General features: G+C 71.3%; 30 protein-coding genes and 1 riboswitch. Of the genes, 16 read left to right on the top strand and 14 right to left on the bottom strand.

Features of this window, described 5'->3' with window-relative positions; translation table 11 throughout:
* The first annotated feature begins 15 nt into the window (after window positions 1–15).
* From ACWEJ6_RS00625 to ACWEJ6_RS00610, 4 genes are read left to right on the top strand one after another with little or no spacing between them, the layout of a single operon-like run.
* Complete coding sequence (locus ACWEJ6_RS00625; protein WP_358288207.1) at window positions 16–531, top strand: hypothetical protein; 516 nt, start codon at window positions 16–18, stop codon at window positions 529–531.
* Complete coding sequence (locus tag ACWEJ6_RS00620; protein WP_452420334.1) at window positions 531–1661, top strand: efflux RND transporter periplasmic adaptor subunit; 1131 nt, start codon at window positions 531–533, stop codon at window positions 1659–1661. The genes ACWEJ6_RS00625 and ACWEJ6_RS00620 overlap by 1 nt, the downstream gene beginning before the upstream one ends.
* Window positions 1662–1720: 59 nt before the next feature.
* Window positions 1721–2467 (top strand): ABC transporter ATP-binding protein, encoded by a 747-nt coding sequence (locus tag ACWEJ6_RS00615; protein WP_452420332.1) that lies wholly within the window; start codon window positions 1721–1723, stop codon window positions 2465–2467.
* A complete protein-coding gene (locus tag ACWEJ6_RS00610; RefSeq protein ID WP_452420330.1) occupies window positions 2467–3681 on the top strand; it encodes an ABC transporter permease in 1215 nt (404 codons plus the stop codon). Before ACWEJ6_RS00615 ends, ACWEJ6_RS00610 begins: the two co-directional genes overlap by 1 nt.
* Before the next feature lie 15 nt (window positions 3682–3696).
* On the opposite strand, the gene ACWEJ6_RS00605 is transcribed toward ACWEJ6_RS00610, so the two are convergent.
* From ACWEJ6_RS00605 to ACWEJ6_RS00590, 4 genes are all read right to left on the bottom strand, one after another.
* A complete protein-coding gene (locus ACWEJ6_RS00605) occupies window positions 3697–4161 on the bottom strand; it encodes a hypothetical protein (protein WP_452420328.1) in 465 nt (154 codons plus the stop codon).
* 90 nt (window positions 4162–4251) lie between these two features.
* On the bottom strand, window positions 4252–4821 hold the full coding sequence (locus tag ACWEJ6_RS00600; protein WP_387670804.1) for a DUF421 domain-containing protein: 570 nt from the start codon (window positions 4819–4821) through the stop codon (window positions 4252–4254).
* Entirely contained in the window at window positions 4818–5813 is a 996-nt protein-coding gene (locus tag ACWEJ6_RS00595; RefSeq protein ID WP_452420326.1) for a rod shape-determining protein, read from the bottom strand. The genes ACWEJ6_RS00600 and ACWEJ6_RS00595 overlap by 4 nt, the downstream gene beginning before the upstream one ends.
* Window positions 5814–5897: 84 nt before the next feature.
* Window positions 5898–6395 carry a PadR family transcriptional regulator gene (locus ACWEJ6_RS00590; RefSeq protein ID WP_358288189.1) on the bottom strand — a complete coding sequence of 166 codons (498 nt, stop codon included), beginning with the start codon at window positions 6393–6395 and terminating at the stop codon, window positions 5898–5900.
* A 56-nt stretch (window positions 6396–6451) separates the two neighbouring features.
* On the opposite strand from ACWEJ6_RS00590, the gene ACWEJ6_RS00585 reads away from it, so the two are divergent.
* From ACWEJ6_RS00585 to ACWEJ6_RS00570, 4 genes are all read left to right on the top strand, one after another.
* On the top strand, window positions 6452–7906 hold the full coding sequence (locus ACWEJ6_RS00585) for an MDR family MFS transporter (protein WP_452420324.1): 1455 nt from the start codon (window positions 6452–6454) through the stop codon (window positions 7904–7906).
* Between the two features lie 47 nt (window positions 7907–7953).
* Window positions 7954–8154, top strand: a complete 201-nt coding sequence (locus ACWEJ6_RS00580) for a DUF5302 domain-containing protein (protein WP_352323331.1) — start codon at window positions 7954–7956, stop codon at window positions 8152–8154.
* Between the two features lie 165 nt (window positions 8155–8319).
* Window positions 8320–8454: riboswitch (cyclic di-AMP (ydaO/yuaA leader) on the top strand.
* Between the two features lie 175 nt (window positions 8455–8629).
* Window positions 8630–9337, top strand: coding sequence for a hypothetical protein (locus tag ACWEJ6_RS00575; protein WP_387670800.1), 708 nt, complete (start codon window positions 8630–8632; stop codon window positions 9335–9337).
* Between the two features lie 54 nt (window positions 9338–9391).
* Entirely contained in the window at window positions 9392–10267 is an 876-nt protein-coding gene (locus tag ACWEJ6_RS00570) for an alpha/beta fold hydrolase (protein ID WP_452420321.1), read from the top strand.
* A 30-nt stretch (window positions 10268–10297) separates the two neighbouring features.
* On the opposite strand, the gene ACWEJ6_RS00565 is transcribed toward ACWEJ6_RS00570, so the two are convergent.
* From ACWEJ6_RS00565 to ACWEJ6_RS00545, 5 genes are all read right to left on the bottom strand, one after another.
* A complete protein-coding gene (locus ACWEJ6_RS00565; RefSeq protein ID WP_352352019.1) occupies window positions 10298–10669 on the bottom strand; it encodes a hypothetical protein in 372 nt (123 codons plus the stop codon).
* A 26-nt stretch (window positions 10670–10695) separates the two neighbouring features.
* Window positions 10696–11067 (bottom strand): roadblock/LC7 domain-containing protein, encoded by a 372-nt coding sequence (locus tag ACWEJ6_RS00560; RefSeq protein WP_452420319.1) that lies wholly within the window; start codon window positions 11065–11067, stop codon window positions 10696–10698.
* A 32-nt stretch (window positions 11068–11099) separates the two neighbouring features.
* Entirely contained in the window at window positions 11100–11924 is an 825-nt protein-coding gene (locus ACWEJ6_RS00555) for a DUF4388 domain-containing protein (RefSeq protein ID WP_452420317.1), read from the bottom strand.
* Between the two features lie 3 nt (window positions 11925–11927).
* Window positions 11928–12302: a roadblock/LC7 domain-containing protein gene (locus ACWEJ6_RS00550; protein WP_352352017.1), complete on the bottom strand. Its 375-nt coding sequence runs from the start codon at window positions 12300–12302 to the stop codon at window positions 11928–11930.
* 137 nt (window positions 12303–12439) lie between these two features.
* Window positions 12440–12790: a winged helix-turn-helix transcriptional regulator gene (locus ACWEJ6_RS00545; RefSeq protein WP_358288175.1), complete on the bottom strand. Its 351-nt coding sequence runs from the start codon at window positions 12788–12790 to the stop codon at window positions 12440–12442.
* 54 nt (window positions 12791–12844) lie between these two features.
* Here ACWEJ6_RS00545 and ACWEJ6_RS00540 point away from each other — a divergent pair, with 54 nt between their 5' ends.
* Window positions 12845–13447 (top strand): NAD(P)-dependent oxidoreductase, encoded by a 603-nt coding sequence (locus ACWEJ6_RS00540; protein WP_452420315.1) that lies wholly within the window; start codon window positions 12845–12847, stop codon window positions 13445–13447.
* Here ACWEJ6_RS00540 and ACWEJ6_RS00535 read toward each other — a convergent pair.
* A complete protein-coding gene (locus ACWEJ6_RS00535) occupies window positions 13441–14658 on the bottom strand; it encodes a DUF4032 domain-containing protein (protein WP_387670792.1) in 1218 nt (405 codons plus the stop codon). The two genes, ACWEJ6_RS00540 and ACWEJ6_RS00535, sit on opposite strands and share 7 nt — an antisense overlap.
* A gap of 23 nt (window positions 14659–14681) precedes the next feature.
* Between ACWEJ6_RS00535 and ACWEJ6_RS00530 the strand changes: the two genes are divergently transcribed.
* Window positions 14682–16250, top strand: a complete 1569-nt coding sequence (locus ACWEJ6_RS00530) for a DUF885 domain-containing protein (protein ID WP_452420313.1) — start codon at window positions 14682–14684, stop codon at window positions 16248–16250.
* 23 nt (window positions 16251–16273) lie between these two features.
* On the opposite strand, the gene ACWEJ6_RS00525 is transcribed toward ACWEJ6_RS00530, so the two are convergent.
* Together ACWEJ6_RS00525 and ACWEJ6_RS00520 are read right to left on the bottom strand one after the other, a co-directional pair.
* Window positions 16274–16912: a class II aldolase/adducin family protein gene (locus ACWEJ6_RS00525; RefSeq protein ID WP_387670789.1), complete on the bottom strand. Its 639-nt coding sequence runs from the start codon at window positions 16910–16912 to the stop codon at window positions 16274–16276.
* 50 nt (window positions 16913–16962) lie between these two features.
* A complete protein-coding gene (locus ACWEJ6_RS00520; protein ID WP_357998699.1) occupies window positions 16963–17547 on the bottom strand; it encodes a TetR/AcrR family transcriptional regulator in 585 nt (194 codons plus the stop codon).
* Between the two features lie 71 nt (window positions 17548–17618).
* On the opposite strand from ACWEJ6_RS00520, the gene ACWEJ6_RS00515 reads away from it, so the two are divergent.
* From ACWEJ6_RS00515 to ACWEJ6_RS00500, 4 genes are all read left to right on the top strand, one after another.
* On the top strand, window positions 17619–18539 hold the full coding sequence (locus tag ACWEJ6_RS00515) for a carbohydrate kinase family protein (protein ID WP_452420311.1): 921 nt from the start codon (window positions 17619–17621) through the stop codon (window positions 18537–18539).
* Entirely contained in the window at window positions 18536–19750 is a 1215-nt protein-coding gene (locus tag ACWEJ6_RS00510; RefSeq protein WP_387670783.1) for an aminotransferase class III-fold pyridoxal phosphate-dependent enzyme, read from the top strand. The genes ACWEJ6_RS00515 and ACWEJ6_RS00510 overlap by 4 nt, the downstream gene beginning before the upstream one ends.
* Before the next feature lie 470 nt (window positions 19751–20220).
* Window positions 20221–21069, top strand: coding sequence for a hypothetical protein (locus tag ACWEJ6_RS00505; RefSeq protein ID WP_452420309.1), 849 nt, complete (start codon window positions 20221–20223; stop codon window positions 21067–21069).
* A gap of 202 nt (window positions 21070–21271) precedes the next feature.
* Window positions 21272–21610, top strand: coding sequence for a hypothetical protein (locus tag ACWEJ6_RS00500; RefSeq protein ID WP_387670780.1), 339 nt, complete (start codon window positions 21272–21274; stop codon window positions 21608–21610).
* A gap of 9 nt (window positions 21611–21619) precedes the next feature.
* Here the strand turns inward: ACWEJ6_RS00500 and ACWEJ6_RS00495 are convergent, their stop codons facing one another.
* A complete protein-coding gene (locus tag ACWEJ6_RS00495) occupies window positions 21620–22069 on the bottom strand; it encodes a nucleotide triphosphate diphosphatase NUDT15 (protein WP_452420307.1) in 450 nt (149 codons plus the stop codon).
* A gap of 92 nt (window positions 22070–22161) precedes the next feature.
* Between ACWEJ6_RS00495 and ACWEJ6_RS00490 the strand changes: the two genes are divergently transcribed.
* Entirely contained in the window at window positions 22162–22704 is a 543-nt protein-coding gene (locus ACWEJ6_RS00490; protein WP_452420305.1) for an RNA polymerase sigma factor, read from the top strand.
* Between the two features lie 41 nt (window positions 22705–22745).
* A complete protein-coding gene (locus ACWEJ6_RS00485) occupies window positions 22746–23696 on the top strand; it encodes a hypothetical protein (protein WP_452420303.1) in 951 nt (316 codons plus the stop codon).
* 33 nt (window positions 23697–23729) lie between these two features.
* Here the strand turns inward: ACWEJ6_RS00485 and ACWEJ6_RS00480 are convergent, their stop codons facing one another.
* Complete coding sequence (locus ACWEJ6_RS00480) at window positions 23730–24995, bottom strand: alkyl sulfatase dimerization domain-containing protein (protein ID WP_452420301.1); 1266 nt, start codon at window positions 24993–24995, stop codon at window positions 23730–23732.
* Between the last annotated feature and the right edge of the window lie 76 nt (window positions 24996–25071).

The following is a 25071-nucleotide window of genomic DNA, read 5'->3' as shown; positions in this document are numbered from 1 at the left end:
TGGAGGAGAACATTCATGCGAGGACGATCCCTCATGGCGCTGGCCGCGGCCGCGCTGTTCCTGACGGCGTGCGGCGCCCAGGAAGGCGGATCGGACGTGGCGTCGGTGACCGGCACCGGCGCCAAGCCGACGGCCGGCGCCCCGGCCACCGCCGACCGCAACGCGCAGGCCGTGAAGTACACCACCTGCCTGCGCGAACAGGGCCTGGACATCGCCGACCCCGGCCCGGACGGCCGGATCCAGATGAAGTTCGACAAGGGCTCCGGCGGCCCGGAGAAGGTCCAGAAGGCGATGGACGCCTGCAAGGCGCTCCAGCCCGCGGGCATGAACCTGGGCAAGGGCGGCGACCCCAAGCAGGCCGAGAACATGCGCAAGCAGGCGCAGTGCATGCGGGACAACGGCGTGGAGGCGTTCCCCGACCCCGAGGGCGGCATGATGCGCATCACGCCCGAGGTCGGCGAGGACCCCGACTTCAAGGCCGCGCAGGAGAAGTGCCGGATGAACATCGGCGGGGGACAGGGGGGCTCTTGATGGGCACGGCCACCATCGACGGAAAGGCCGAGCCGGACGCCCCTTCCCCCCGCGCCCGCCGCCGCCGCGGCGGGCGGGCGGTCCTCGCCCTCCTCGGGGTGGCCGCCGTCGCGGGGGCGGCGGTCCTGGCGGTCAATCCAGGCGGGGTGCTGGACGGCGGCGCCGCCCCCTCCGCGTCGGCCGGCGCGCTGCCGCCGGCCACCACCCCGGTCACCCGCCAGACGCTGAACGACACCAGGGACGCCGACGGCGAGCTGGGCTACGGCCCGGTCACCACGGCCATGGCCAGGAAGGCCGGCACCGTCACCTGGCTCCCGGACAGCGGCGACCTGATCACCCGCGGCCGGTCCCTGTACCGCCTGGACAACAAGCCGGTCATGCTCCTGTACGGCACCACCCCGGCCTACCGGGACCTGCGGATCGGCAGCGAGGGCAAGGACGTCGAGAACCTGGAGCGCAACCTGCGCAAGCTCGGCTACGACGGCTTCACCGTGGACGACGAGTACACCTACGACACCGCCCAGGCGGTGCGGGAGTGGCAGGAGGACCGCGGCCTCGACGAGACCGGCGTGGTGGAGCTGGGACGGGTCGTCTTCGCCCCCGGCAAGGTCCGGGTGGAGAGCCTGGAGGCCGAGCAGGGCCAGCCCACCGGCCCCGGCCAGAAGATCCTCACCTACACGGGCACGAAGAAGGTCGTCACCGCCGAACTGGCCGCCGAGGACCAGCGGATGGCCAGGAAGGGCACCAAGGTCTCGGTCACCATGCCGGACGGCAGGGACGTCACCGGCCGGATCACCGAGGTGGCCACGATCATCGACCCCGGTGACGGGCAGAACGCCGACCCGGAGACCCGCCTGGAGGCGCAGGTCTCGCTGGGGAACGCCAAGGCCGCCAAGGGGCTGGACCGGGCGGCGGTGAAGGTGACGTTCACCGCCGACCGGCGGAAGGGCGTGCTGACCGTGCCGGTGTCGGCGCTGGTCGCGTTGCGGGAGGGCGGGTTCGGGGTGGAGGTGGTGGAGGGCGGCAGGTCGCGGTACGTCGCCGTGCGGACCGGGTTGTTCGCCGGTGGCCGCGTCGAGATCTCCGGCGACGGGCTCACCGACGGCATGACAGTGGGAATCCCGAAATGACCCCCACCCCGACTCCCTCCGAACCCACCACCCCGTCCCCCGCGGGTGCGGGGCGGGGCATGATCGTGCTCACCGACGTGTCCAGGACCTATCCGGGCGGGGTGACCGCGCTGGACTCGGTGTCGCTGGAGGTCCGGCACGGCGAGCTGGTCGCCATCGTCGGCCCGTCGGGCTCGGGCAAGTCCACGATGCTCAACGTCGTCGGCACCCTCGACCGTCCGTCGGCGGGCCGCGTCGAGATCGACGGCCACGACGTCTCCAAGCTGTCGGACAACCAGCTCTCGGCCCTGCGCGCGACCACGATCGGCTTCGTCTTCCAGCACTTCCACCTGGCCGCCAAGGTCACCGCCCTGGACAACGTGGCCGACGGCCTGATCTACACCGGCCTGCCGCCGGCCGAACGCCGCCGCCGGGCCGGGACGGCGCTGCGCCGCGTCGGCCTGGGGCACCGCGTCGACCACGAGCCGCACGAGCTGTCGGGCGGCGAGCGGCAGCGCGTGGCCATCGCCAGGGCGGTGGCCGGCGACCCGCCGCTGCTGCTGGCCGACGAGCCCACCGGCGCGCTGGACTCGGTGTCGGGCGCCGGCGTGATGGACCTGCTGCACGAGCTGAACGGGAGCGGCACCACCATCGTGATCATCACCCATGACCGGGAGATCGCCGCCGGCCTTCCCCGCCAGGTGAGCATGCGGGACGGCCGGATCGTCTCCGACTCGGGTTCTGAACCCGGTGCGGAGCGGCGCGGGCGCGGCGAAGAGGGCGGCGGCCGGTGCGTGCGCGAGCCCGTCGAATCCGAGGTGGCGTGATGGCGACCCTGGAGCGTCCCAGGCTCTCCCCGGCCAGGATGCGCCCGCGCGACGTGATGCGGGTGGGCGCGGTCGGCCTGCGTACGCGCCCGCTGCGGGCGTTCCTGTCGGCGCTCGGCATCGCGATCGGCATCGCCGCGATGATCGGCGTGGTGGGCATCTCGTCCTCCTCCAGCGCCGAGCTGGACCGTACGCTGTCCGCGCTGGGCACGAACCTGCTCACCGTCTCCTCCGGCACCACGCTCCTGGGCGAGGCGGCCCAGATGCCGACGGACGCCGAGGCGATGATCGAGCGCATCGGCCCGGTGGAGTCGGTCTCGTCCACGGGCAAGGTGCCCGAGGCGAAGGTCTACCGGAGCGAGGAGATCCCGACGCCCCAGACCAACGGCCTGGTCACGATCGCCGCCCGCCTCGACCTGCTGCCGACCGTGGGCGCGACGGTCCGCCGCGGCACCTGGCTCAACGCGGCCACCGAACGCTACCCGGCCGTGGTGCTCGGCTCGGCCGCCGCCCAGCGGCTCGGCATCGGCACGGTCACCCCCGACACGCAGGTGGTGATCGGCGGCATCCGGTTCACGGTGGTCGGGCTGCTCGACCCGGTGCCCCTGGCCGAGGAACTGGACAGCGCGGCCCTGGTCGGCTGGCCGGTCGCGGAGTCCAGGCTGGACTTCGACGGGCATCCGACCACGCTCTACACCCGCTCGCAGGAGGCGAGGCTGGAGGACGTGCGGTCGGTCCTGGCCGGCACGGCCAACCCCGAGGCGCCCAACGAGGTGGACGTCTCCCGCCCGTCCGACGCGCTGGCCGCCAAGCAGGCGACCAGCCAGGCCTTCGCCGGGCTGCTGCTCGGCGTCGGGGCGGTGGCGCTGCTCGTGGGCGGCGTCGGCGTGGCCAACACGATGGTCATCTCGGTTCTGGAGCGCCGCGCGGAGATCGGCCTGCGCCGTTCGCTCGGCGCGACGCGCGGCCAGATCCGCACCCAGTTCCTCGCCGAGTCGCTGCTGCTGTCCGCGCTGGGCGGCGCGGGAGGGATCCTGCTGGGGGCCGGCGTCACCGTCGGCTACGCCTTCTCCCGCGGGTGGCCGGCCGTGGTGCCCGCGTGGGCGACCGTCGGGGGCCTGGCGGCCACGCTGCTCATCGGCGCGGTGGCCGGGCTCTACCCGGCCGTGCGCGCCTCCCGGCTGTCGCCGACGGAGGCGCTGTCGGCGCCCTGAGACAAGCGCCCCGGGTCAGGACAGAGCGGCCCCGGGGGCGGGGGAGTAGCAGGTCGTCCTGCCGACGATCCTGACGTTCGGCCCGTCGAGCACGGTGAGCTCGAACGTCAGGTTCGTCCGGGGGTTGCGCACGACCGAGACGACAGGGGTCTCGTCACGCAGGTCGAGATCCTCGACGATCTGGTCGTAGCCCATGTCCTGGAGGGTGTGCAGCAGGCCGTCGGGGGTGTCGGCGGCCTCGCCCTCGGCCCGGACGAGCCGGCGCACCTGGCCGGGCACGCACGAGCGGTCCTCGGTCTCGTCGGAGCGGTCGGCCGGCGACACATGCAGTGCGGCGCTGGTGAGCAGGGTGTCGGTGTCGGCGGTGAGCTGCCTGGCCGCCTCCTCGAAGGAGGACTGGCGGCCGGAGGTACAGGCTGCCGCGACCGCGACGCATACAAGCACCGCGGACATCACGACCGAGCGACCAGCCAGGCGCACGTTGGGACGATATCGGAGATCAATTCCGGGCGCAGGGGGATTAACGCAATATTAATGGCCGATATCAAAAGGCAATCCGGCCGCGCATTCTCAGGAGGGGCCGGTTCTCAGCTCGTCCAGCTTGCGTTCGATGCGGTCGAGGCGCCGGCACAGGTCCTCCAGGTCACCGCGTTCGGCTCCCTCCTCCTCGGGGCGCAGGTGAACCAGGAGCGAGCCGCCGGGCTCCAGGCGTACCAGGTCGGTGTCGGTGACGCTCTCGGCCCCCCGGAGCTGGAGCATCACGTTGAGGTCGGCCTGCCGGACGCCCATCCGGCGCAGCGCCGAGGGGATGAAGTGCCCGTCGCGGGCCAGGACGACCGGCGTGCCCTCGAACGCCCTGCCGACCGAGGGCACGGTCGCCGCCAGCCGCACCACGACCGAGTTGACCGCCACCAGGATCACCACGCCCACCAGACCGCCGATCAGCGAGTTGTCCGGGCCGATGATCGCATTCTGCACGACGTTGCTCATCAGCAGCATGACCACGAAGTCGAAGTTGTTGAGCTGCGCGATGCCGCGTTTGCCGGCGATGCGAAGCAGCACGGCGATCGTCACGTAGACGGCGATCGTCCTGACGGTCTTGTCGGCGACGGAGACCCCCAGGTCGAACAGGTCGCTCACCGGCGCCTCAGCTTGGCGATCAGCCCCAGGTCCTCCACGCAGCGTCCGAGCCCCAGGGCCACCGAGTCGCTGGGCCGCTCCGCGCGCCGCACCGGCATGGACAGCCCCTCCTGCAGCCGCCGGCGCAGTCCGGGCAGCAGCGCGCCGCCGCCGACCAGCACCATTCCGCGCTCGCCCAGGTCGGCGGTCAGCTCGGGAGGGCAGCGTTCCATGGTGTACTCCGCGGCCCGCACGATGTGCTCGACCGGCTGGACGGCCGCCTCGCGGACGCGCGCCGCGGGCAGCGCCACCGCGCGCTCCTCGCCGGTGCCGGCGTCCCTGCCGCGGATCAGCACGTTCCCGGCCGGCTCCCGCGTCGCGCGCAGCTTGGCCGACTCGGCCTCCCGCTCGTCGGCCAGCAGGCCGTGCTCGTCCTCGACCAGGCGGGCGACCGCGCGGGTCACGGCGTTCCCGCCGCCGCGCACGGTCCCGGCGGCGACCACGGCCCCGCAGGAGAGCACGGCGACCCTGGTGGCGTCCCGGCCGATGTCGACGACCATGTGCCCGGCGCCGTCGCGGACCGGCAGGCCCGCGCCGAGCGCGGCCGCGATCGCGTGTTTGACCAGCAGGATCCCGCGGGCCTCCGCCTCGAAGCCGGCGTCGCGCAGCGCCACCCGCTCGATCGGCGTGAACTCGTCGGGCACGGCCATCACCAGGCGCGGCCGGGGGAACGGGTGCCGGTGCACCTTGCGCAGGAAGTGCCTGATCATGCGCCGGGCGAGCTCGCCGTCCTGGGGCAGGCCGTCGCTGATCGGCCAGTACGTCTCGCCGTCCGCGCCGTCCGCGCCGTCCGCGCCGTCCAGGGCCTCGGCGCCGAAGCCGACGACCCTGCCCGTCTGCCTGTCGCGCAGGACGACCGACGGCTCGTCCAGCACGATGCCCCTGCCCTTGGCGTAGATCCTCGTGCCGGCCGCGCCGAGGTCGATCGCCAGGTCACGACCCAGGAGGCTCATCGCCGTACTGGGAGGTTGAGCATCATGCCTGGGTGTATATCCGGCGCTTTTCCAACGCAACACCAGGAACCGCAGAGTTCCGTTTTACCCTTCGCGCCGCAGGGCGGCCAGGGTCTCGTCGGCCCACTCGATGCCGGAACGCGCCTGGTGCAGGCCGAGGGACAGCGCGTACTGGCCGAACAGGCCCCCGGGCCGGCAGTCGAGCGTCGCGAGGCGGGCCTGGAAGTGGGCCTTGATGCGCTCGACGACGGCGACGGCCTGCCCGGTGTCGAGCAGGGCCAGCAGGAACGCCTGGAGGGCGGTCTCGCTGCGCACGGTCGCCGACGGGTCGTGGCCGACCAGCCACTCGGTGACCAGCGCGCGGCCCTCGGCGGTGATGGCGTAGATCTTGCGGCCCCGGGCGCCCTCGTGCTCGACCGTCACCAGGCCGTCGGCGGCCATCTTGACCAGTTCCGGATAGATCTGCGTGTGCCCCGCCTGCCAGACGTGGTTGAGCGAGTGCTCGAACTTCTTGGCCAGGTCGTAGCCGCTGGCCGGGCCTTTGGTGGCGAGCAGGCCGAGGAGCGCGATCCGCAGGGACATGCCCGCCAGCATAGCGAAGGCTTGACATGTCAGCTCTTACATATCAATCTTCACCTGTGACTAATGACATGAAGACCAAGGGCAACGGTCTGGTGTTGCTGGCGGTGCTCGGCGGGATGTTCCTGGCGATGCTCGACCAGACGATCGTCGGCACCGCGTTGCCCCGCATCACCGGCGAGCTGGGCGGCACCCGGCTCTACACCTGGGTGGTCACGGCCTATCTGCTCACCTCCACCCTGACCGTGCCGCTGTACGGCCGGCTGTCCGACCAGCACGGCAGGAAGCCGCTGCTGCTCGTCGGGATGTCGGTGTTCGTCGTCGGATCGGCGTTGTGCGGGCTCGCCCAGGACATGACCCAGCTCATCGCCTTCCGCGCCGTGCAGGGGCTGGGCGCGGGCGCGTTGCTGCCGCTGTCGCTGGCCCTGGTGATGGAGATGTTCCCGCCCGGACGCAACGGCGCCCGCGTGCAGGGCGCGCTCGGCGGCGTGATGGCGTTGACGTACCTGGCCGGGCCCTTCCTGGGCGGGTTGTTCACCGACCACGCGAGCTGGCGGTGGGCCTTCTACGTGAACGTGCCGCTCGGGATCGTGCTGATCGCGATCGTGGTGCTGCGGCTGCCGTTCCGTCCGGGCACCGGCGGCGGTGGCCGGCCGGACTACGCGGGCATCGCGGTGTTCAGCGTGGCCATCAGCGCCCTGCTGCTCGGCCTGACCGAGAAGGGCCTGGACGGCAACTCCTGGACCTCCCCGCCCGTGGCCGGGCCGATCCTGCTGGCGCTGGTCCTGCTGGCCGCGTTCGTGCTGGTCGAACGGCGGGCGGCGAACCCGGTCATGCCGATGCACCTGTTCCGGGACCGCACGTACACGCTGGTCAACGCGACCTCCTTCTTCACCGCCTTCTGCATGTACGCCGGCGTGGTGTTCCTGCCGCGCTACTTCCAGCAGGCGCTGGGCGTCAGCGCCACCGAGTCCGGGCTGAGGATCTACCCGATGACGCTGGCGATGGTGGCAGGCAGCGCGCTCATGGGCACGCTGATGTCCAGGACGCGCACGTACAAGCCGTGGCTGGTCGGGGCGCCGTTCCTGCTGGTGGCCGGCAGCCTGCTCTGCCTGAACCTCACCGTGCGCACCGACGGCCTGCTGCTGGCCGGGTGGATGGCGCTGCTCGGGCTCGGCATGGGGCCGATGTTGTCGGGGCTGACCGTGGCCGTGCAGCAGGCCGTCGCGCCGCGGTACATCGGCACGGCCTCGGCCAACCTCACCTTCTTCCGGCAGATCGGCGGCTCGGTGGCGCTGGCGCTGGCCGGCACCGCGTACACGTCGGTCATCACCACGGACGCGCCGGTCCACGGGCTCGCGGCCGCGCACGCCTCGGCGGCGGCCGTGGTCATCCCGTCGCTGGGCGTGGCGGGCGCGGTGATCGCCCTGGTCGCGCTGGTCATGATGCCCGGCAGGCGGCTGGAGCAGGCGCCCGCGGCGGAAAGCAGAGTGGAGGCCGGTTTCGCGTCGTAAGCGACGTCGTGCGAAGCTGTGGATGTCCCCAGAACCAGGAGGTCCTCATGGCGGAAACACCGGAGCCGGAAGTCAGCGAGACTCCCGAGGACGAGATGAAGCGCAAGTTCCGCGAGGCGTTGGAACGCAAGCGCGGGCAGCAGGCCGACTCGGCCGCGGGTGGCAGGGGCGTGGACCCGTCGAAGATCCACGGGGCGCACGGTCCGGCAGCGAGTAAAAGATCCTTCAGGCGCAAGAGCGGCGGCTGAAAGGCCCGATTTAGCAGGGGGTACGGCATGCCGTGCCCCCTTTCTCTTTACCTCGATAGGTAGATCTTTACCCGGTTCATGACGATTCGTTTGTATTTGTCCGAATCTCTGGGTACCGTCTTAACCAATTACCAGCTGGTGGCGTAGTCCCTACCAGGAGAGGGACGACAGCTGGCGCCGAATCCCGACTTGTCGGGAACCGGGGACCCATCTCATTGGGGTGAATCCGGCCATGTGCCGGTAGGGCATCTCCACGCCCGAACCCGTCAGCTAACCCGGTAGGCGAGATGGAGAGGACTTCACGCATGTACCACCTCGTCGTACCCCCGGACAGTGTAGTGACGACCGCCTGCTGAGCGGTCTCTTCCCTGACTTCCCCCACGCGCCGCGTAACCACCTTTTCGGCGCTCTGCCCGGTTACGCACCGTAGTCACGCGCGTTCCCCCTGTCCCCTCGCGAAGGACTTCACTGCTTCATGTCTCGATTTGGCCTGCGCTCTCTCGCCCTGCTGTCCGTGTCCGCCATGGGCGCGCTGACGATCTCCGCCACCGGCGCCCACGCCGACACCGGCGACGACCAGAAGATCCTGCTCAAGGGTTCCACGAAGGCCTCCTACTTCTGGGACGACTCCTCCGGCCGGGCCGGCGACACCGGGCTCCCCGCCAGCGGCAAGCCCATGCAGAAGGGCCTGGCCGCCAGCCCGAGCTGGCCCCTCATGACCGAGGGTTACGTGACCTACAACGGCAAGAAGATGCCGTTCTTCGTGGGCGACCGCGGCCCCGGCGAGCCCTCCAGCCGTGGCGTCATGCTCGACCTCGACGCCAAGACCTTCGCCGAGCTGACCGGCGGCACCTTCAACCCCGACACCCTCGGCGTGGACGGCAACGGCGGCCAGGGCCACATCAAGATCGACTACGTCATCACCAAGTGGGGCGACGGCAAGGGCAAGAAGAACTACCCCGTGGCCTTCTCCACCGGCGCGTGGGGCAGGTTCGACGACAACCCGGCCGAGCCTCCCAAGGTGCTGGCCGACAAGCCCGCCGAGGACGCGGCCGGTTCCGCCGGCGGCCAGGTCGGGAAGACCGTCGCGATGGGCGGCACCGTCATGGCCGGCGTGCTCGTGCTGGCCGGCGGCGGCGTGGTGCTCGGCGGCGAGCGCCTGCGCAAGCTGCTCAACGACTGATCTCCGGACAGACCGCTCTTTACGCCTCGCAACCAGAATGACATTCTGGTCGCTGTGATCCAGCGCGCAGCCGCCAACGGCATCGAGATCGCCTACGAGAGCTTCGGCTCACCCGCGGGCAGGCCCCTGCTGCTCATCATGGGACTCGGCGCCCAGCTCATCCACTGGGACGACGAGTTCTGCGAACTCCTGGCCGAGCAGGGCCACCACGTCGTCAGGTTCGACAACCGCGACGCGGGCCTGTCCACCCATCTCCACGACGAGGGCGTGCCCGCATGGGGCGCGCCCTCGCCGTACGTGCTGGACGACCTGGCCGACGACAGCGCCGGGCTCATGGACGTCCTGGGCCTGCCCGCCGCGCACGTCGTCGGCGCCTCGATGGGCGGGATGATCGCCCAGGCGCTGGCCATCCGGCACCCCGCCCGCGTGCTGAGCCTGACCTCGATCATGTCCACGCCCGGCCCGCAGGCGGCCCCGCCGACCGAGGCGGCCGCCGCGGTGCTCTTCGCCAAGCCCGCGACCGACCGCGAGGGGGTCGTCGCCGGCGCGCTGAAGACCTGGGCCGTGCTCGGGTCCCCCGGCTGGGAGCTGGACCGCGAACGCGTCACCAGGCTGGCCGGGCTCGCCTTCGACCGCTGCCACGACCCGGCCGGCACGGCCCGCCAGCTCGCCGCCATCATGGCCTCCGGCGACCGCACGTCCGCGCTGGGCGGGCTGAAGGTGCCCGCGCTGGTCATCCACGGCGAGGACGACCAGCTCGTGCCGCTCGCCGGCGGGCGGGCCACGGCCGCCGCCATCCCGGGCGCCCGCCTGGTCACCTACCCCGGCATGGGCCACGACCTGCCCCGCGCCCTGTGGCCCGCGATCGTCGCCGAGATCACCGCCCACACCGGCTCCGCGACGCCCGCCCGGCCCGAGCCCGCCGCGTGACCCGCCGCGGAGCCTCGCTGCGCGGGCCGGTCAGAGCTCCAGCTTCTCCTCGATGACCTTGAGCATGTGCCGGGCCAGGGCCAGGTTGGCCCGGTTGCGGTCGAGGGCGAGGTAGAGGAACAGGCCCTTGCCGCTGCGGCCGGTCAGCGGGCGGATGATGTGGTACTGGGCGGTCAGCGTGATCAGGATGTCCTCGATGCCGTCCTTGAGGCCCAGCGAGTCCATCGTGCGCAGTTTGGCCTTGATGACCTCGGTGTTGCCCGCCGCCGCGACCTGCAGGTCCAGCTCCTTCGAGCCGCCGAGCGTGCCGAGCGCCATGCCGCTGCCGTGGTCGACGATCGCCGCCCCGATCGTGCCGTCGATGCTCATCATCTCTTTGAGGGAGACGTCCATGCCTGCCATGCTTTCCTCCGCTTCGGTGGGGATGGTCAGTGCTTGCGTGCCACGGCGGCCACGGAGGCCGCCGTCTTCCTGCCCTCCAGCCGGAGGAGCCCGACGTTGGCGCCGGGTCCTGCCAGAACCGTGAGGACGATCGTGGGGCCCGCGGCGTAGAAGGCCACGAACCCGGCGGTGCCGGACACGAGGGTCTCCTCGAACGTCCCGCGGCCCGCCATGGTCAGCATCCGGCCGCTCATCGCGAGCAGCGCCGCCGACAGCGCCGCCACCTGCTCGCCGGTGTCTCCTTGCAGGTCGCAGGCGATCCGCAGGCCGTCGACAGTGCACGCGACGCTGCCGGTGACGTCCGGCGTGCGGCCGCGCAGGAGCTCCATCTCCGCCAGGAGCTCTTGCCGTAGCTCCACGGGTGGCCTCCTCCTGCGTCGTGAGGGGAACCTCACGGCATCTCCTCCAGCGCCTTCTTCAGCCGCAGCAGCAGCGTCAGATCGGTCGGGTCGCCCGTCGGCACCGGCCCGGCGGCCCCCGCCCGTCCGTTCCCGGCGGGAACTGCCACCGCGCCGGGCACCCGCCTGGGCAGCGCCTCCCCGTCGTCCGGACGGCGTTGCGCGGGCCGTACCGGATCCGGCGGGACGAGGAGGCCGGCGGCGGCCAGCCTCCTGACGGCCAGCAGCACCGAGTAGCCCGACCGGCCCAGGTGCCGGGCCAGCTCCAGCGGGGTCGCCTTGTGGTCGGCCCGTACGACGACCTCCCACTGCACCTGGCTGAGCGCCACCCCGTGCCCGGGCAGGCGCGGGACCGGCCGCACGGGCTGGGTGTCCACCTCCGGCGAGGGCCAGATGCCGGCCAGCTGCTCCCGGCGGCGGGCGGACTCCCGCACCAGCTCCTGGACGTCGAAGAACCACTGCCCGCCCAGCCAGTGCTCCTCGCCGGGCCGGAACTTCGGCCGCACACCCGTCACCGGCAGCAGGAAGAAGGCGGCGTCCTGGACCACGCCGAGCACGGCGTACTGGAGCTCGGCCAGGGTGACCGGGCCGTCCTGGAGCAGCCGGGCGCGGCCGCCGTCGGCCTGCAGGGCGCGCAGGGCCGACTCCGGCACCCGCCCCCTGGCCGCGAACAGCCGCTCGACGCCCGGCGTCTGGGCGCACTCCATGTACGTCACGCGCCCGTCCGACAGGTAGATCGTGCCGTTCCGGCCCACGCGGAGCGCCCCCGTCGCGCGTTCGCGGGCGAGTCCGGCGAGGAGTGAGTCGAGCGCGGCCATGGCTCAGGTGGTCAGCAGGTCGGAGATGGCCCGCAGGCGGTACCGGGCCAGGGCCAGGTTCGACCGTTCCGGGTCGAGGCGGACGTAGATGACCAGCGGCCCCTCGAAGACCGTCTCCAGCAGCCGGAGCAGGTGGTGCCCCCGGTCGGTGGTGACGAGCATGTCGTCGATGCGCACGATCTCGCCGGGACACGTCCGGGTCAGCCCGTCGGTCGTGGCGCGCAGCGCCTCGGTCAGCGCCGCGGCGGACCTGTCGGCGTCCACGCCGGACGCGCTGCTGAAGGCGACCGCCATGCCGCTCGTGCCGTCGACCAGCATGGCGTCGAGCGCGCCCGGTATCGACATGACCTCCGCCAGGCAGGTGTCCACTCCCAGCACCGCGAGCCTCCCTCCGTCGTGGGACGGGGAAAGCGTAGGGGGCCACAAGAGACCAGAAGGCAGGCGATTTACCGAGGGATACGTTTTTATACGGCCAGGACGAAGAAAAGCATCACTCGTGCGGAAATATGATCAATTCACGAGGTTTTTTCACGATGGCGGAGCATTTCGTGCACGTTCTCCTCGGCCCACCGCGCGACCACCGAGATCGGCGCGTGCAGCGAGCGGCCCAGGTCGGTCAGCGCGTACTCCACCCGCGGCGGCACCTCGGCGAAGACCTCGCGGGTGATCAGCCCGTCCAGCTCCATGGCCCGCAGCGTCTGGGTGAGCACCTTCGGCGTCACCCCGCCGATCCGCCCGCGCAGCACGGTGAAGCGCATCGGCCCGTCGCTGAGGCTGAGCAGCACCAGCACCGACCACTTGTCGCCGATCCGGTCGAGGACCAGCCGAGTCGGGCAGTTCGGGTCGAAGGCATCACCGGTATCCATAAGGTACTTATAGCACGATGAAGTAACCAGTATCCATTGGATACTGTGCTTCTCATGAAGATCCTCGTGTTCGGCGCGACCGGAATGATCGGTCAGCGCATCGTCACCGAACTCACCGGCCGCGGCCACGACGTCACCGGTGTCAGCCGCCGCGGTCCCGTCAAGGGCGACGTCCACGACGCCGCCACGCTCGCCGAGGGCTACGACGCCGTCGTCTGCGCCATCGCCCCGCCGCGTGACGGCACCGAGCCCGAGCCGCCGTTCCTGGCCGCCAACCGCGCCCTCATCGACGGCCTGCGCGCCGCCGGGGTGAGCCGGGTGCTGGTCGTGGGCGGCGCGGGCAGCCTCAAGGCCGGCCCGGACGTCGACCTGGTCGACACGCCCGGCTTCCCGGAGATCTACAAGAAGGAGGCCAGGGCCGCGCGGGCCGCGCTCGGGCTCTACCGGGAGGTGACCGACCTCGACTGGACCTACGTCTCGCCGGCCGCCGAGATCGCGCCCGGCGGGCGCACCGGCGTCTACCGGATCGGCCGCGACGACCTGCTCAGCGACGCCGACGGCCGCAGCTTCATCACTGCCGAGGACTACGCGGTGGCGATCGCCGACGAGCTGGAGGAGCACGCCCACCCGCGCACCCGCATCACGGTCGCCTACTGATCGTCCTCGTCCGGGTCGTCGGGCAGCAGCGCCTTCTCGTCGGGCTTGTGCACCAGCACGTTGTCCACGTACGACTTCACCGCCGTGGCCAGCCCGACGTCGCCGCCCGCCGTCTCCGACAGGTACCAGCGGTGGTCGAGAATCTCGTGGAAGAGCTGCGCGGGCTCCAGCTTGCCGCGCAGCTCGGCGGGGATGCCGTCGACCGTCGGGTGGAACACCTCGGCGAGCCAGCGGTGGGCGACGATGGCCTCGTCCTCGTGGCGCAGGCCCTTGGCGACCCGGTAGCCGTCCAGGTCGTTGAGCAGCCGCCGGGCCTGGTTCTCCTCCACGTCGAGCCCGGTCAGCCTGATCAGCCGGCGCTGGTGGTGGCCGGCGTCCACCACCTTCGGCCGGACGATCAGGCGGCCGGTGCCGACCTTGCGCCGCACCATCATCTCGGCGACGTCGAAGCCGAGCAGGTTCAGGCGGCGGATGCGCTGCTCCACGCGGTGCCAGTCGACCTCGTCGATGATCTCGCTGTCGGTGATCTCGGCCCACAGGCGGTGGTAGCGGGTGACGATGTCCTCGGCGGTCTCCATGGGGTCGATCGACGGGTGCAGCAGGCCGCCGGCCTCCAGGTCCAGCATCTCGCCGAAGATGTTGGTGTGGGCGACGTCGATGTCGGTCAGCCGCTGGCCCTCGCTGATCATCGGGTGCATCTCGCCGGTCTCGGCGTCCACCAGGTAGGCCGCGAAGGCGCCGGCGTCCCGGCGGAAGAGCGTGTTGGACAGCGAGCAGTCGCCCCAGTAGAAGCCGTTCAGGTGCAGGCGCACCAGCAGCACGGCGAGCGCGTCGAGCAGGCGGGTGAGCGTGTCGGGGCGCAGGGTGCCGGACATCACGGCCCGGTAGGGGAGCGAGAACTGCAGGTGCCGGGTGATCAGCGCGGCGTCCAGGCCCTCGTCGCGGCCGGTCACGTACGCCACGGGCTCGACGGCCGGGGCGTCCAGCCTGGCCAGGTCCCACAGGAGCTGGTACTCGCGCCTGGCGTACCGCTCGCTGATCTCCTTGATCGCGTAGACCTTGCCGGAGAGCCGGGCGAACCGCACGACGTGGCGGGAGATGCCGCGCGGCAGATCGACCAGATGATGCTTGGGCCAGTCGGCCAGCGGGACGTCCCAGGGGAGCCGGATGAGGTCGGGGTCGCCTAGCGCGCCAGTGATCTGCAGGGGCATGAACGTCAGGATATGGTGCGTAGGTGGACGAGTTTCTCAACTGGTACTTTTCCGACCGTCCCGTCGTCGCCAGCCAATTGGGAGCCGACGGCTACGACCACACCCTCGGCGATTTCACCGCCTCCGCCTGGGAGAACAGAGCCCGGGAAGAGCTCCGCTGGATCGACCGCCTCTCCGACGCCCCGGCCGACTCGCTCGACGACGCCATCGACAGAGACCTGGTTCTGTCCCAGCTGAGGGGCTCGGTCGCGCTCGAATCCTGGCCCGAGTGGCGGCGCAACCCGGGCCTGTACCTCTCGGCCGTCTTCGGGTCGCTGTTCAACGCCTTCCAGCAGCGGCTCAAGCCGGAGCCCGAACTGGTCGCCGCCGCGATCTCCCGCCTGGCCGAGGTGCCCGGCGTGCTGGCCGCCTGCCAGGCCAACCTGGACCCCGACCTCGCCGCGCCGCTGCTGGTCACGCGCGGGCTCAACCAGGCCCGTACGGGCCGCAACTTCCTCACCCGCACGCTCCCCGCGATGGTCGGCGACGAGACGCTGCGCGCCCGGCTGGCCGAGGCCGCCGAACCCGCCGCCGACGCGTTCGACGCGCTGGTGTCCTTCCTCGAAGGCTTCCAGTGCGGCGGCACCTGGCGGATGGGGGAGAAGCTCTACTCCACCCTGCTGCGCGAGCGCGAGATGCTCACGTACGGCGCCGCCGAGCTGCACCAGAAGGGCAGGGCCGCCTGGGCCGACCTGGACGCCCGGATGCGCCGGGTCGCCCTCGGCATGACCGGCGCCGAGGACTGGCGGGCCGCCATGGAGTCCCTCATGGACGACCACCCGCCGACCCTGGCTGACATGCGGGCCGAGTACGAGGCCGAGACCCGGCGGGCCCGCGAGTTCGTCCGCGAGCGCGGGCTGGTCACCTTCCCCGAGGGGGAGGAGTGCGAGGTCCTGCCCTCGGCCGAGTACGCCCGCCCGGTGCTGTACGTCGCCCACTACCTGGCGCCGCCGCCGCTCAGCAGCTCGCGCACGGGCATCTTCTTCGTCCCCTACACCCCCGACGACTTCACCGAGGAGCAGGTGCGCCAGCGCCTGCGCACCAACGCGCGCGCCCAGATGCCCTCGATCGCCGTGCACGAGGCCTATCCCGGGCATCACTGGCACCTGTCGTACATGGCCGACAACCCGCGTACGGTCCGCAAGGTCTTCAGGACGCCGTACTTCACCGAGGGCTGGGCCCTGTACGTCGAGAAGGTGCTGCACGAGCAGGGCTACTTCGACACCCCCGCCACCGAGCTGGCCCACCTGGACTTCCGCCTCTTCCGCGCCGCCCGGATCATCGTGGACACCGCGCTGCACTGCGAGGACATGTCGATCGAGGAGGCCGAGACGTTCATGGCCACCAAGGCGTCGCTGTCGCCCGGCACCGCCCGGGGCGAGGTGAACCGCTACTGCGCCTGGCCGACGCAGGCGCCGTCGTACCTGACGGGCGCCATCGAGATCGACCGCATCCGGGAGTCGTTCACCGGGTCGCTGCGGGAGTTCCACGACCGGATCGCCGGCTCCGGCGGCCTGCCGCTGGGCCTGGCCGAACAGGCCGCCCTGGCCTGACCGCCCCGCTCGCGCTCCCCGGGCTAGCTCGGGCGGCGCGGGAACGCCGGCGGGTTGGCCGCGCGATCCACGACGGCGGCGAGCTGCTCGTCGGTCAGGACCGCCGGCCGGCCCACGGCCAGCCCGCGCACGTAGACCTCGCACAGCCACTCCAGCAGGCGGGTGGCCTCGAACGCCTGCTCCATCGTCGCCCCGATGGTCACCCCGCCGTGGTTGGCCATCAGGGCGGCCTGCTTGCCCGCCAGCGCCGCCCGCACGTTGGCGGCCAGCTCGGGCGTGCCGTAGGTGGCGTACTCGGCGACCTTGACCACGCCGCCCAGCAGCAGCGCGTTGTAGTGGACCGGCGGCAGCTCGGTCATCGTCGTGGCCACGACCGTCCCGAACACCGAATGCGTGTGCACGATCGCCTGAGTGCCCGTCGCCTGGTAGACGGCCAGGTGCATGGGGGTCTCCGACGACGGCTGCAGCTCGCCCTCGACCAGGTGCCCCTCCAGGTCCACGATCGGGCACGCCTCCGGGGTCAGCCGGTCGAGCGCCACGCCGGACGGGGTGACCGCCACCTGGTCGCCCCGGCGCACGCTCAGGTTGCCCGAGGTGCCGATGACCAGGCCCAGCTCGACGGCGCGCCTGCCGTACTCGCACAACTGCTCGCGGAGGCTCATGGGTGGGCACAGTAGTCGGTCGTCCGAAATACTTCCAGCGGTTGCCGTTGTCAGAGGCGGTCGAGTGCCTGGAGCATGAGCCGTTCGAGGTCGACGCGGGTGAGCCGGCCCGGGTAGAGGAGCAGGTGCAGGCTGAGGCCGTCGACCAGGGCGAGCAGGTGCTCGGCGAGGTCGTCGAGGCTGCCGTCCGCGCGCACCTCGCCGGCCGCGCGGGCCTGGCCCAGCAGCTCCCGTACGGCGGCGCGCAGCTCGTCGGCCTCGGCCCGCTGGACCTCCGCCAGCCGGTCCGAGGCCAGGCTGCGGCTCCAGAAGCTGACCTCCAGCCGGCTCTCCTGGGTGCGCTCGGCGTCCAGCGGCAGGTTGTCCAGCAGCAGCTCGCGCAGGGCGGCCAGGCCCGTGACGCCCTCCACCTTGCGCGTCAGCCGCTCCCTGATGCGCTGGTGCGACTGGCTCAGCGCCGAGAGCAGGATCTCGTCCTTGTCGGCGAAGTAGTGCGCGAGCACGCCGTTGGAGTAGCCGGCCTCCTTGGCGATGGCCCTGGTGGTGGCGGCGTCGATGCCGTCCCTGACGATCACCCTGCGGGCCGCCGACAGGACCTCGGCCCTGCGCTCATCGTGATCGACGATCTTCGGCATCGGGATCCCCCTCTTCTCGCGGCGACTCCCACCATATTGACTTTTTATTCGGACGTCTGTCTATTTAGTCCATGACCGTCGCCACTGTCGGCGTGCACATCGTCGACATCCTCGCCAGGCCCGTCGAGCACATCCCCGAGGGCCAGGACACCGTACTCGTCGAGCAGATCCGCCTCACCGCCGCCGGCGCCGCCGCCGGAACGGCCGTGGACCTGGTCAAACTCGGCAACGACGTGATCACCATGGGCGCGATCGGGGACGACGAGCTCGGCGACTTCCTGGTGGCCGTCCTCACCAAACGCGGTGTGGACGCCTCCCGCCTGGTCCGCAGGGCCGGCGAGCAGACCGCCGCCTCGATCCTGCCCATCCGCCCCGACGGCGGCCGGCCCAGCTTCCACGTGCCCGGCGCCAACCTCGGCGTCACCCTCGCCGACCTGGACCCCGACGTCCTGCGCCGCGCCCGGGCGATCCACCTGGGCGGCATGGACGTCACCTTCGGCCTGGGCGACCCCGCCTTCTTCGCCCTCCTCGACGAGGCGCGCGCGGGCGGCGCGATCGTCACGATGGACCTGCTGTCGGAGCTGCCCGACCTGCTGGCGATGGCCCGCGCGTTCCTGCCCCACGTGGACTACGTGCTGCCCAACGAGTCGCAGGCGCTGCTCATGACCGGCGACCCCGACGTGGCCACCGCCGCCGCGACCCTGCTCGCCGACGGCCCCAAGGGCGTGCTCGTCACCCTCGGCGCGGCCGGCAGCCTCGTGCTGACCTCCGGCGGCGGGCCCGAGCGGGTGCCGGCGCTGGAGACGGAGGTCGCCGACACGACCGGGTGCGGCGACGCGTACTGCGCCGGCTTCCTGACCGGCCTGCTGCACGGCCGCGACGTCGTCGAGGCCGCCCGCTGGGGCACCGCCGCGGCGGCCCGCGTGGCCACCGGGCTCGGCTCCGACGCCGGCCTCACCGACCTCGAATCCACCCTAAGGACTCTCGCATGACTGACGCCGAACTCCGCGAGCGCGCGCTGAAAGTCGTCCCCGGCGGCATGTACGGGCACCTCAACGCGGCCATCTTCGCCCCCGGCTACCCCCAGTTCTTCCAGCGCGGCGAGGGCTGCCGCCAGTGGGACGTGGACGGACGCGAGTACATCGACCTCATGTGCAGCTGGGGACCGGTCGTGCTCGGGCACCGGCACCCGCGCGTGGAGGAGGCCGCCGCGCGCCAGCTCGCGCTCGGCGACTGCCTCAACGGCCCGGGGCCGATCATGGTGGAGCTGGCCGAGCTGCTGGTCGACACCGTGCCGAGCGCCGACTGGGCGATGTTCTCCAAGAACGGCACCGACGCCACCACCCAGGCGCTCATGGTCGCCCGCGCCGCCACCGGGCGCACGAAGGTGCTGATGGCGCACGGCGCGTACCACGGCGCCGACCCCTGGTGCACGCCCTCGACCGCCGGCACCACCCCGAACGAGCGCGCCGACCTGGTCGAGTTCACCTACAACTCGCTGGAGTCCCTGGAGGCCGCCGCCGCCACCGTCGAGGGCGACGTCGCGGCGATCATCTGCACCCCCTTCAAGCACGACTCCTTCGAGGACCAGGAGCTGGTCGAACCCGCCTTCGCGCGCGGCGCCCGCGCCCTGGCCGACCGCATCGGGGCGGCCCTGGTGATCGACGACGTGCGGGCCGGGTTCCGGATCGACCTGCGGGGGTCGTGGGAGCCGTACGGGGTGCGTCCCGACCTGACCGCCTGGTCCAAGGCCATGGCCAACGGCTACCCGATCGCCGCCGTCACCGGCACCGACGCCCTGCGCGGCGCCGCCCAGACGCTCTACACGACCGGCTCCTTCTGGTTCTCGGCCGTGGCGATGGCCGCCGCCAAGGCCACCATCGAGACCCTGCGCGACACGGACGGCATCGCCGCCATGGAGCGCGCCGGCACCCAGCTCAGGGAGGGCCTGTACGCCCAGGCCAAGTCCCATGGCTTCGTCGTGAACCAGACCGGCCCGGTGACCATCCCGTGGCTCAGCTTCGACGGCGACGCCGACCTGTCCACGGCTCTGTACTGGAGCGACGCCTGCCTGCGGCACGGGGTGTACCTGCACCCGTGGCACAACTGGTTCATGTCGGCGGCCCTGACGGACGAGGACGTGGCCCGCGCCCTGGAGGCCACCGACCAAGCCTTCACCGAAACCCGCACCCACTTCAGCTGACCCTCACCCGAACGGCCCACCCGTTCGCCCGGTCACCGGGTGGGCCAGCGTGACCCCACCCCCGACGGCGCCTTCGCCGCCCTTGAGCCCACCCGTTGCCCGGTTACCGGCTGGGCGTGCGGGACCCCGCCCCGGAGGGCGCCTCCGGCGCCTCTGGTTCGGCCCGCCCGTTGGCTGACGACCGGGTGGGCCTGCGGAACCCGGTGTGATGACCTCGCCGCGAACGGCGCTTTCGGCTCCCATGGTGGGTCACCAGAGGTGAGCCTTGGGAGTCCCGCTGCGAACGGCTCTCTGGCCTCTCAGGCGCTCCCGTGGTGCCCCTTCGGCCGCGTGCTTCCCCGCCCCCAGTAGCGTCGCATCCGGCTCGCAGCCCCGCGACGAGCGCTCCTCTCTGGACGATGGTCACACTACGCGTTCGCCGTGTGACAATAAGTGTCATGCCGTCCCCCCGACATGACGCTCTCAGACAGATGTTCGCCGACCGGCCTCAAGTGGCGGTGGAGATCCTGCGTGACCTGATGGGCGTCGACCTGCCCTCCACCTCGCTGGTCCGGCAGGAGGACCGCCTGTTCAACACCCGGCCTTCCGACGACATCGAGCCGGACCTCGGCATCGTGCTCGGCCCGCCGCAGAGCCCCGCGCACGCCATCATCGTGGAGATCCAGCAGGACAAGTCCAAAGACCCCCGGCAACTGGCCCGTTACGCCGCCGCGCAGTGGCTGATGCTGCGCTGCGACGTGACAGTCCTGGTCGTCTGTCCGGACCGGGGAGCCGCCGCCTACTACTCCCAGCCGATCGACACCGGGCTTACCGGCTACCGCCTCCAGGCGTACGTGCTGGGCCCCGACGACGTACCGGCGATCACCGACCCGCAAGAGGCCGCCGCCCACCTCGAACTCGCGGTCATGTCCGTCATGATCCACGGGCGTGAGCGGAAGGTCATCGAGGCGTTCGCGGCGGCGCTGGCGGAAACCGTCGGCGATCACGCTCCGAAGTACAGTGAATACGCGTGCAGCATGTCCGCACCCGAGGTCAAACTCATCTTGGAGGAGATCATGGCGTCCACCGACTGGCCGGGCCACACCCGCTTCGCCCACCAACACTTCGGCAGGGGCCACGCAGTGGGCCACGCAGAGGGCAGTCACGAGACCGCACGGAGAATCGTGCTGTATCTGCTGGACGCGCGTGGCATCGATGTCCCCGAGGACGTTCGCGCGCGCGTCGACGCCTGTACCGACGTCGACCTGCTCATGCACTGGACCGTTCGCGCGAGCAGTGTTCAGTCCGCCCGCGACCTGTTCGACGATTCGGACGGCTGACGCACTTGGCGCCGGGTACTCAGGTGCACCCGGTCCAGGTTCTGATCGTCCTGTCTGCTGGTTCAGCAGCAGATCTTGACTGTGCTCGGGATGACGGGGTGCCGAGGCGTGGCGACGTGCCGGACAGCCGGAGGCCGGTTGAGGGCACATGATCAGTCCCGGTGCGACCCCGTTCACGGCAATCGGCGTTCGAGAGGAGACCATGACGTCCATCAACTGGCCGGTGTACCGGCCTTCCGTTCGCGAGGCGTACAAGCAGCGCCGCACGGTGGCTGACTGGGCGCCCGAATGGATGCTCGGCTTGCTGGCCTTCATGGCGGGCTACAAGGAGGGCTACGGAGAGAACTACAAGGAGGAATACGATGATCACGCTCGGCTGGCCGGCATGAAATGTGTGCTCAAGTGCCTGCTGACCGAGCGTGGGATCGAGGTGCCTGACGACGTCCGTGAGCGGATCGATGCCTGCACCGAGGTCGACCACCTCGTGGCCTGGACCGTCCGCGCGAACGCCGGACGATCTCTCCAGCAGGTCTTCTCCTGACGACCGGGATCACGGCCGGGCGACGGGCGGCGGCGTGATCCTGTAGAGCCCGTCGCGGGAACCGGAGCCGGAGGCCGGGACGGCCAGGACGAGGGCGGTCGCCGGGAACAGCGGGGACGGCAGCTCGTCGTACGGGAACCACTGCCATGAACGGAAGACGTGCGGCTCGGTCACCGCCGGAGCGTCGGCGCCCCGGAGCATGGCGACCGCCGCCGTCACCCGTACGGCTCCCTCCGGGTGGTCCAGGGCCCCGCCGGTGACGACCGGCGGCCCGGCGTCGCGGATGCCGGTCTCCTCGGCCAGTTCGCGGACGGCCGCCGCCTCGAAGGTCTCGCCGGGCTCCACCGCCCCGCCGGGCAGGCACCACGACAGGGGCTCGCCCGCCTTCACCCGCTCGCCGAGCAGCACGCGCCCGTCCGGGTCCGTGAGCAGCACGCCGACGCCTACGATGCGATTCACCGTCAAAACCGACTCCTCTCGCCAAGAGCTGTAATGCTGCCAAAAATCCGGACATGGGGTGAGTGTTGTTGATGCTCACGTAAGGAGACCGGATGGGAGCCGATCCCGAGAGCCGGTTCGAGGAGATCTATGCATTCTCCTACAGACCCCTGCTCGGCTACGCGCTGCGCCGCTGCCCCGACCCCGACGACGCGGCCGACGTGGTGGCCGAGACGTTCATGATCGCGTGGCGGCGCATCGAGGAGGTGCCGAGCGGAGAGGAGGCCCGGCTCTGGCTGTACGGCGTGGCCAGGAAGGTGCTGGCCAACCACCGGCGCGGTGAACGCCGCCACGAGCGGCGCACCGAGGCGTTACGGGCGGAACTGGCCGCCGCGCCCGTGGTCGCCGGGCCGTCCGTCGAGGACCTGTCGCCGCTGGCCCGGGCGTTCAGGACGCTCTCCGACGACGACCGGGAGCTGCTCGCCCTGGTCGCCTGGGAGAAGCTGGACACGGGCCAGATCGCCACCGCCCTCGGCATCACCCGCAACGCCGTACGGGTCCGCCTGTACCGGGCCCGCCGGCGCTTCGCCCGCCGCCTGACCGAGGCCGGGGTCGAGCGCACACAGGCCGTCGCCCTCGAAGGGAGCCCGTTGTGAACGTCCCAGATCCCGCGAGCGGGCGCGACAAGGAGTCTGTTGTGAACGTCGCCGATCCCGCGCGCAGGCGCGGCAAGGAGCTCGTTGTGAACATCGCCGATCTCGCCCGGGTGCGCGACGAGGAGCTGGCGGGCGTGCCCGCCGGGCAGGCGTCCGGCGCGGGGGCGCGGGCGCTCATGAAGTCGATCACGTCCGAGCCGATCACCGCCGAGGGGCGCGAGCCCGTCATGCGCCCGCGCCGCAGGGCGCCGCGCAAGATGTTCCTGCTGGGGGCGGTGGCGGCCGGGCTGGCCGCCGTGCTCGCCGTCACGCTGCCGATCTTCGGCCCGGTCACCGAGTACGCCAACGCCGCCGTCACCGTCAAGACCGGCGACGACTACATCGACGTCGTCATCACCGACCCCGAGGCGGAGGCGGCGGCCTACACCGAGGCGTTCAGGGCCGTCGGCCTGGACGCCACGGTGAAGAAGATCCCGGTCGCGCCCGAGTACGCGGGCATGCTGTTCGGCCCCGCCACCCCAGGGAACTTCCCGCCGGGGACCGGCGTGACCGTTCGCGGCGTCGAGAATTGCACGTCGGTGTGGTGCGGCACGATCTCCATGCCGACCGGGTACAAGGGCAGGGTCGTCATCGGGATCGGCCGCCCGGCCGAGCCCGGCGAGCGGTATGCCGCGATGGCGCCGAGCACGGTGGGTGTGGCCGCCGACGGCGTGGCCGGCGTCAAGCTCGTGGGCAAGCCCGTCTCGCACGCCAGGGCCGAGCTGTCGCGCCGCGGCCTCAAGATCGAGTACGTGGTGATGTGGCAGAACCCCGACGGCAGCGGCAGTGGTTACGACGTGGCCGCGGAGCACGTCAAGGACGACTGGATCGTCGACAGCGTGATGAAGGTCGCCTCGGACACGGTCAGGGTGGACGCCGTGGCCTCCGCCGACGTCCCCAAGGACTCCCTTCCGCGGGCCGACCGGCCACAGGACGGCTGGACCGGTCCCTGAGTCCGTGAGCCCCGGCACCGGCCCCGCGGGCGCCTATGCGCCTTCGGGGGGTGCCGGGGTTCCCCGGTCAGCCCGGGCCGAGGATTCCGTGGCGGCCCAGGTGAAAATGCCCTTCGCCATCAATGACTGTTCACCGGCCGCCCGGGCGGCGAAAACCTGGGCCCTTACCCGGTGTACTCCCGAGTCGTCAGGAGCGGCCAGCGCGGCCATTTCCGCGAGATGTCCGGCGAGCCGCTCGTCGCCTTCGGAAAGGGCTTTGAGCGCCGCGTCGGCGAGCGCGTGCGGACCGCCCGCGAGTTCCGCCACGGATTTGGCCAGCACCGCCTCGGGGGCCGGTTTGAGATTGGCCGGATTGCCGTCGTACCAGCCGCCGTAAAGGCGCCAGAGATTGCGTACGACGAATTCCGGCTCGTCATAGCGGGCCCGCAGATAGGGCCGGTCGGAATGGCGCTCGGAAGGTTTCACCGAATGCACGATCTCGTCGAGCCGGGCGCCCGCGTTGAGCAGGTCGAGCGTCTGCGTGATGATCGACTCCAGCCATTCGGCCGTCTCCAGCAGCGCCTGCCGCACGCGGTCGGCGCCGAAGACGGGCGCGCCGTGGCTGGGCAGCATGATCTCGGCGTCGAGGGCCGCCATCCGGCGCAGCGCGTGCACCCACTCACGCGGGTAACGCTGCACCTTCTGTGGGTTGCCGCAGTTGGGCGTCACCCAGATGAACAGGTCGCCGGGCAGCAGCAGCCGGTGCTCGCGCACGTAGCCGACGGTGGCGTCGTCGGTCTCGCCCTTGGCGTGCAGCAGGTCGAAGGTCAGCCCGCCGCGCCGTACGGTCAGCGCGTCGGTGTAGGTGACGTCGGGCCGCCGGTAGTCGGCGGGCCAGCGCAGGCGGGTGTTCTGGAACTGCCGCTGGTTGATCACCGTGTTGTAACCATTTGTCAGCAGGTAGCGGTCGAACCGATCGATCACCGCCTGATGGGCGTAAACCGTGGCCCGAGGGCCCGACTCCTCGAACGGTCCCGTGCCGAAGACGTGGTCGATGTGCCCGTGTGAGTAGAACGCGGTGGTCAGCGGCGCCCGGGACCAGCGGCGGACGTCCTCGTGCAGGCGTCCGGCGGCCCACGGCCCGCCGGTGTCGAAGAGCAGCAGCTCGCCCTCGGTCTCGAAGGCGATCGCGTTGCCGAACCCGGCCCACCAGCCCACGCCTTCCGTCACGGTCTGAACGCCCTTGCCCTCCATGCCGGTGTCCACGATGCTGTCGTCAGACTCGCCGCGCCACACCCGGTCCGCGTACTCGATAATCATGTGACCCACCCTGCTTCTAGAACGTCGTTCTAGGCAAGGGATCACGGCAAGGTCACGTCTCGATTGCGCCCCCTTG

Source organism: Nonomuraea sp. NPDC004702 (assembly GCF_053601695.1).
Note: the sequence above shows the minus strand (reverse complement) of the source record. Positions and strands in the feature narration are given on the sequence as shown.

What these genes read in the sequence shown, in the direction of transcription:
- ACWEJ6_RS00545 (WP_358288175.1), bottom strand. Translation starts at nt 12,790, where the DNA reads ATGGATACCGGTGATGCCTTCGACCCGAACTGCCCGACTCGGCTGGTC.
- ACWEJ6_RS00525 (WP_387670789.1), bottom strand. Translation starts at nt 16,912, where the DNA reads ATGAGCCTCCGCGAGCAGTTGTGCGAGTACGGCAGGCGCGCCGTCGAG.
- ACWEJ6_RS00620 (WP_452420334.1), top strand. Translation starts at nt 531, where the DNA reads ATGGGCACGGCCACCATCGACGGAAAGGCCGAGCCGGACGCCCCTTCC.
- ACWEJ6_RS00555 (WP_452420317.1), bottom strand. Translation starts at nt 11,924, where the DNA reads ATGGCCGCGCTCGACTCACTCCTCGCCGGACTCGCCCGCGAACGCGCG.
- ACWEJ6_RS00625 (WP_358288207.1), top strand. Translation starts at nt 16, where the DNA reads ATGCGAGGACGATCCCTCATGGCGCTGGCCGCGGCCGCGCTGTTCCTG.
- ACWEJ6_RS00615 (WP_452420332.1), top strand. Translation starts at nt 1,721, where the DNA reads ATGATCGTGCTCACCGACGTGTCCAGGACCTATCCGGGCGGGGTGACC.
- ACWEJ6_RS00565 (WP_352352019.1), bottom strand. Translation starts at nt 10,669, where the DNA reads ATGGCAGGCATGGACGTCTCCCTCAAAGAGATGATGAGCATCGACGGC.
- ACWEJ6_RS00520 (WP_357998699.1), bottom strand. Translation starts at nt 17,547, where the DNA reads ATGCCGAAGATCGTCGATCACGATGAGCGCAGGGCCGAGGTCCTGTCG.
- ACWEJ6_RS00580 (WP_352323331.1), top strand. Translation starts at nt 7,954, where the DNA reads ATGGCGGAAACACCGGAGCCGGAAGTCAGCGAGACTCCCGAGGACGAG.
- ACWEJ6_RS00500 (WP_387670780.1), top strand. Translation starts at nt 21,272, where the DNA reads ATGACGTCCATCAACTGGCCGGTGTACCGGCCTTCCGTTCGCGAGGCG.
- ACWEJ6_RS00575 (WP_387670800.1), top strand. Translation starts at nt 8,630, where the DNA reads ATGTCTCGATTTGGCCTGCGCTCTCTCGCCCTGCTGTCCGTGTCCGCC.
- ACWEJ6_RS00595 (WP_452420326.1), bottom strand. Translation starts at nt 5,813, where the DNA reads ATGAGCCTCCTGGGTCGTGACCTGGCGATCGACCTCGGCGCGGCCGGC.
- ACWEJ6_RS00540 (WP_452420315.1), top strand. Translation starts at nt 12,845, where the DNA reads ATGAAGATCCTCGTGTTCGGCGCGACCGGAATGATCGGTCAGCGCATC.
- ACWEJ6_RS00490 (WP_452420305.1), top strand. Translation starts at nt 22,162, where the DNA reads ATGGGAGCCGATCCCGAGAGCCGGTTCGAGGAGATCTATGCATTCTCC.
- ACWEJ6_RS00510 (WP_387670783.1), top strand. Translation starts at nt 18,536, where the DNA reads ATGACTGACGCCGAACTCCGCGAGCGCGCGCTGAAAGTCGTCCCCGGC.
- ACWEJ6_RS00515 (WP_452420311.1), top strand. Translation starts at nt 17,619, where the DNA reads ATGACCGTCGCCACTGTCGGCGTGCACATCGTCGACATCCTCGCCAGG.
- ACWEJ6_RS00610 (WP_452420330.1), top strand. Translation starts at nt 2,467, where the DNA reads ATGGCGACCCTGGAGCGTCCCAGGCTCTCCCCGGCCAGGATGCGCCCG.
- ACWEJ6_RS00505 (WP_452420309.1), top strand. Translation starts at nt 20,221, where the DNA reads ATGTTCGCCGACCGGCCTCAAGTGGCGGTGGAGATCCTGCGTGACCTG.
- ACWEJ6_RS00480 (WP_452420301.1), bottom strand. Translation starts at nt 24,995, where the DNA reads ATGATTATCGAGTACGCGGACCGGGTGTGGCGCGGCGAGTCTGACGAC.
- ACWEJ6_RS00535 (WP_387670792.1), bottom strand. Translation starts at nt 14,658, where the DNA reads ATGCCCCTGCAGATCACTGGCGCGCTAGGCGACCCCGACCTCATCCGG.
- ACWEJ6_RS00590 (WP_358288189.1), bottom strand. Translation starts at nt 6,395, where the DNA reads ATGTCCCTGCGGATCGCGCTCCTCGGCCTGCTCGCCACCAAAGGCCCG.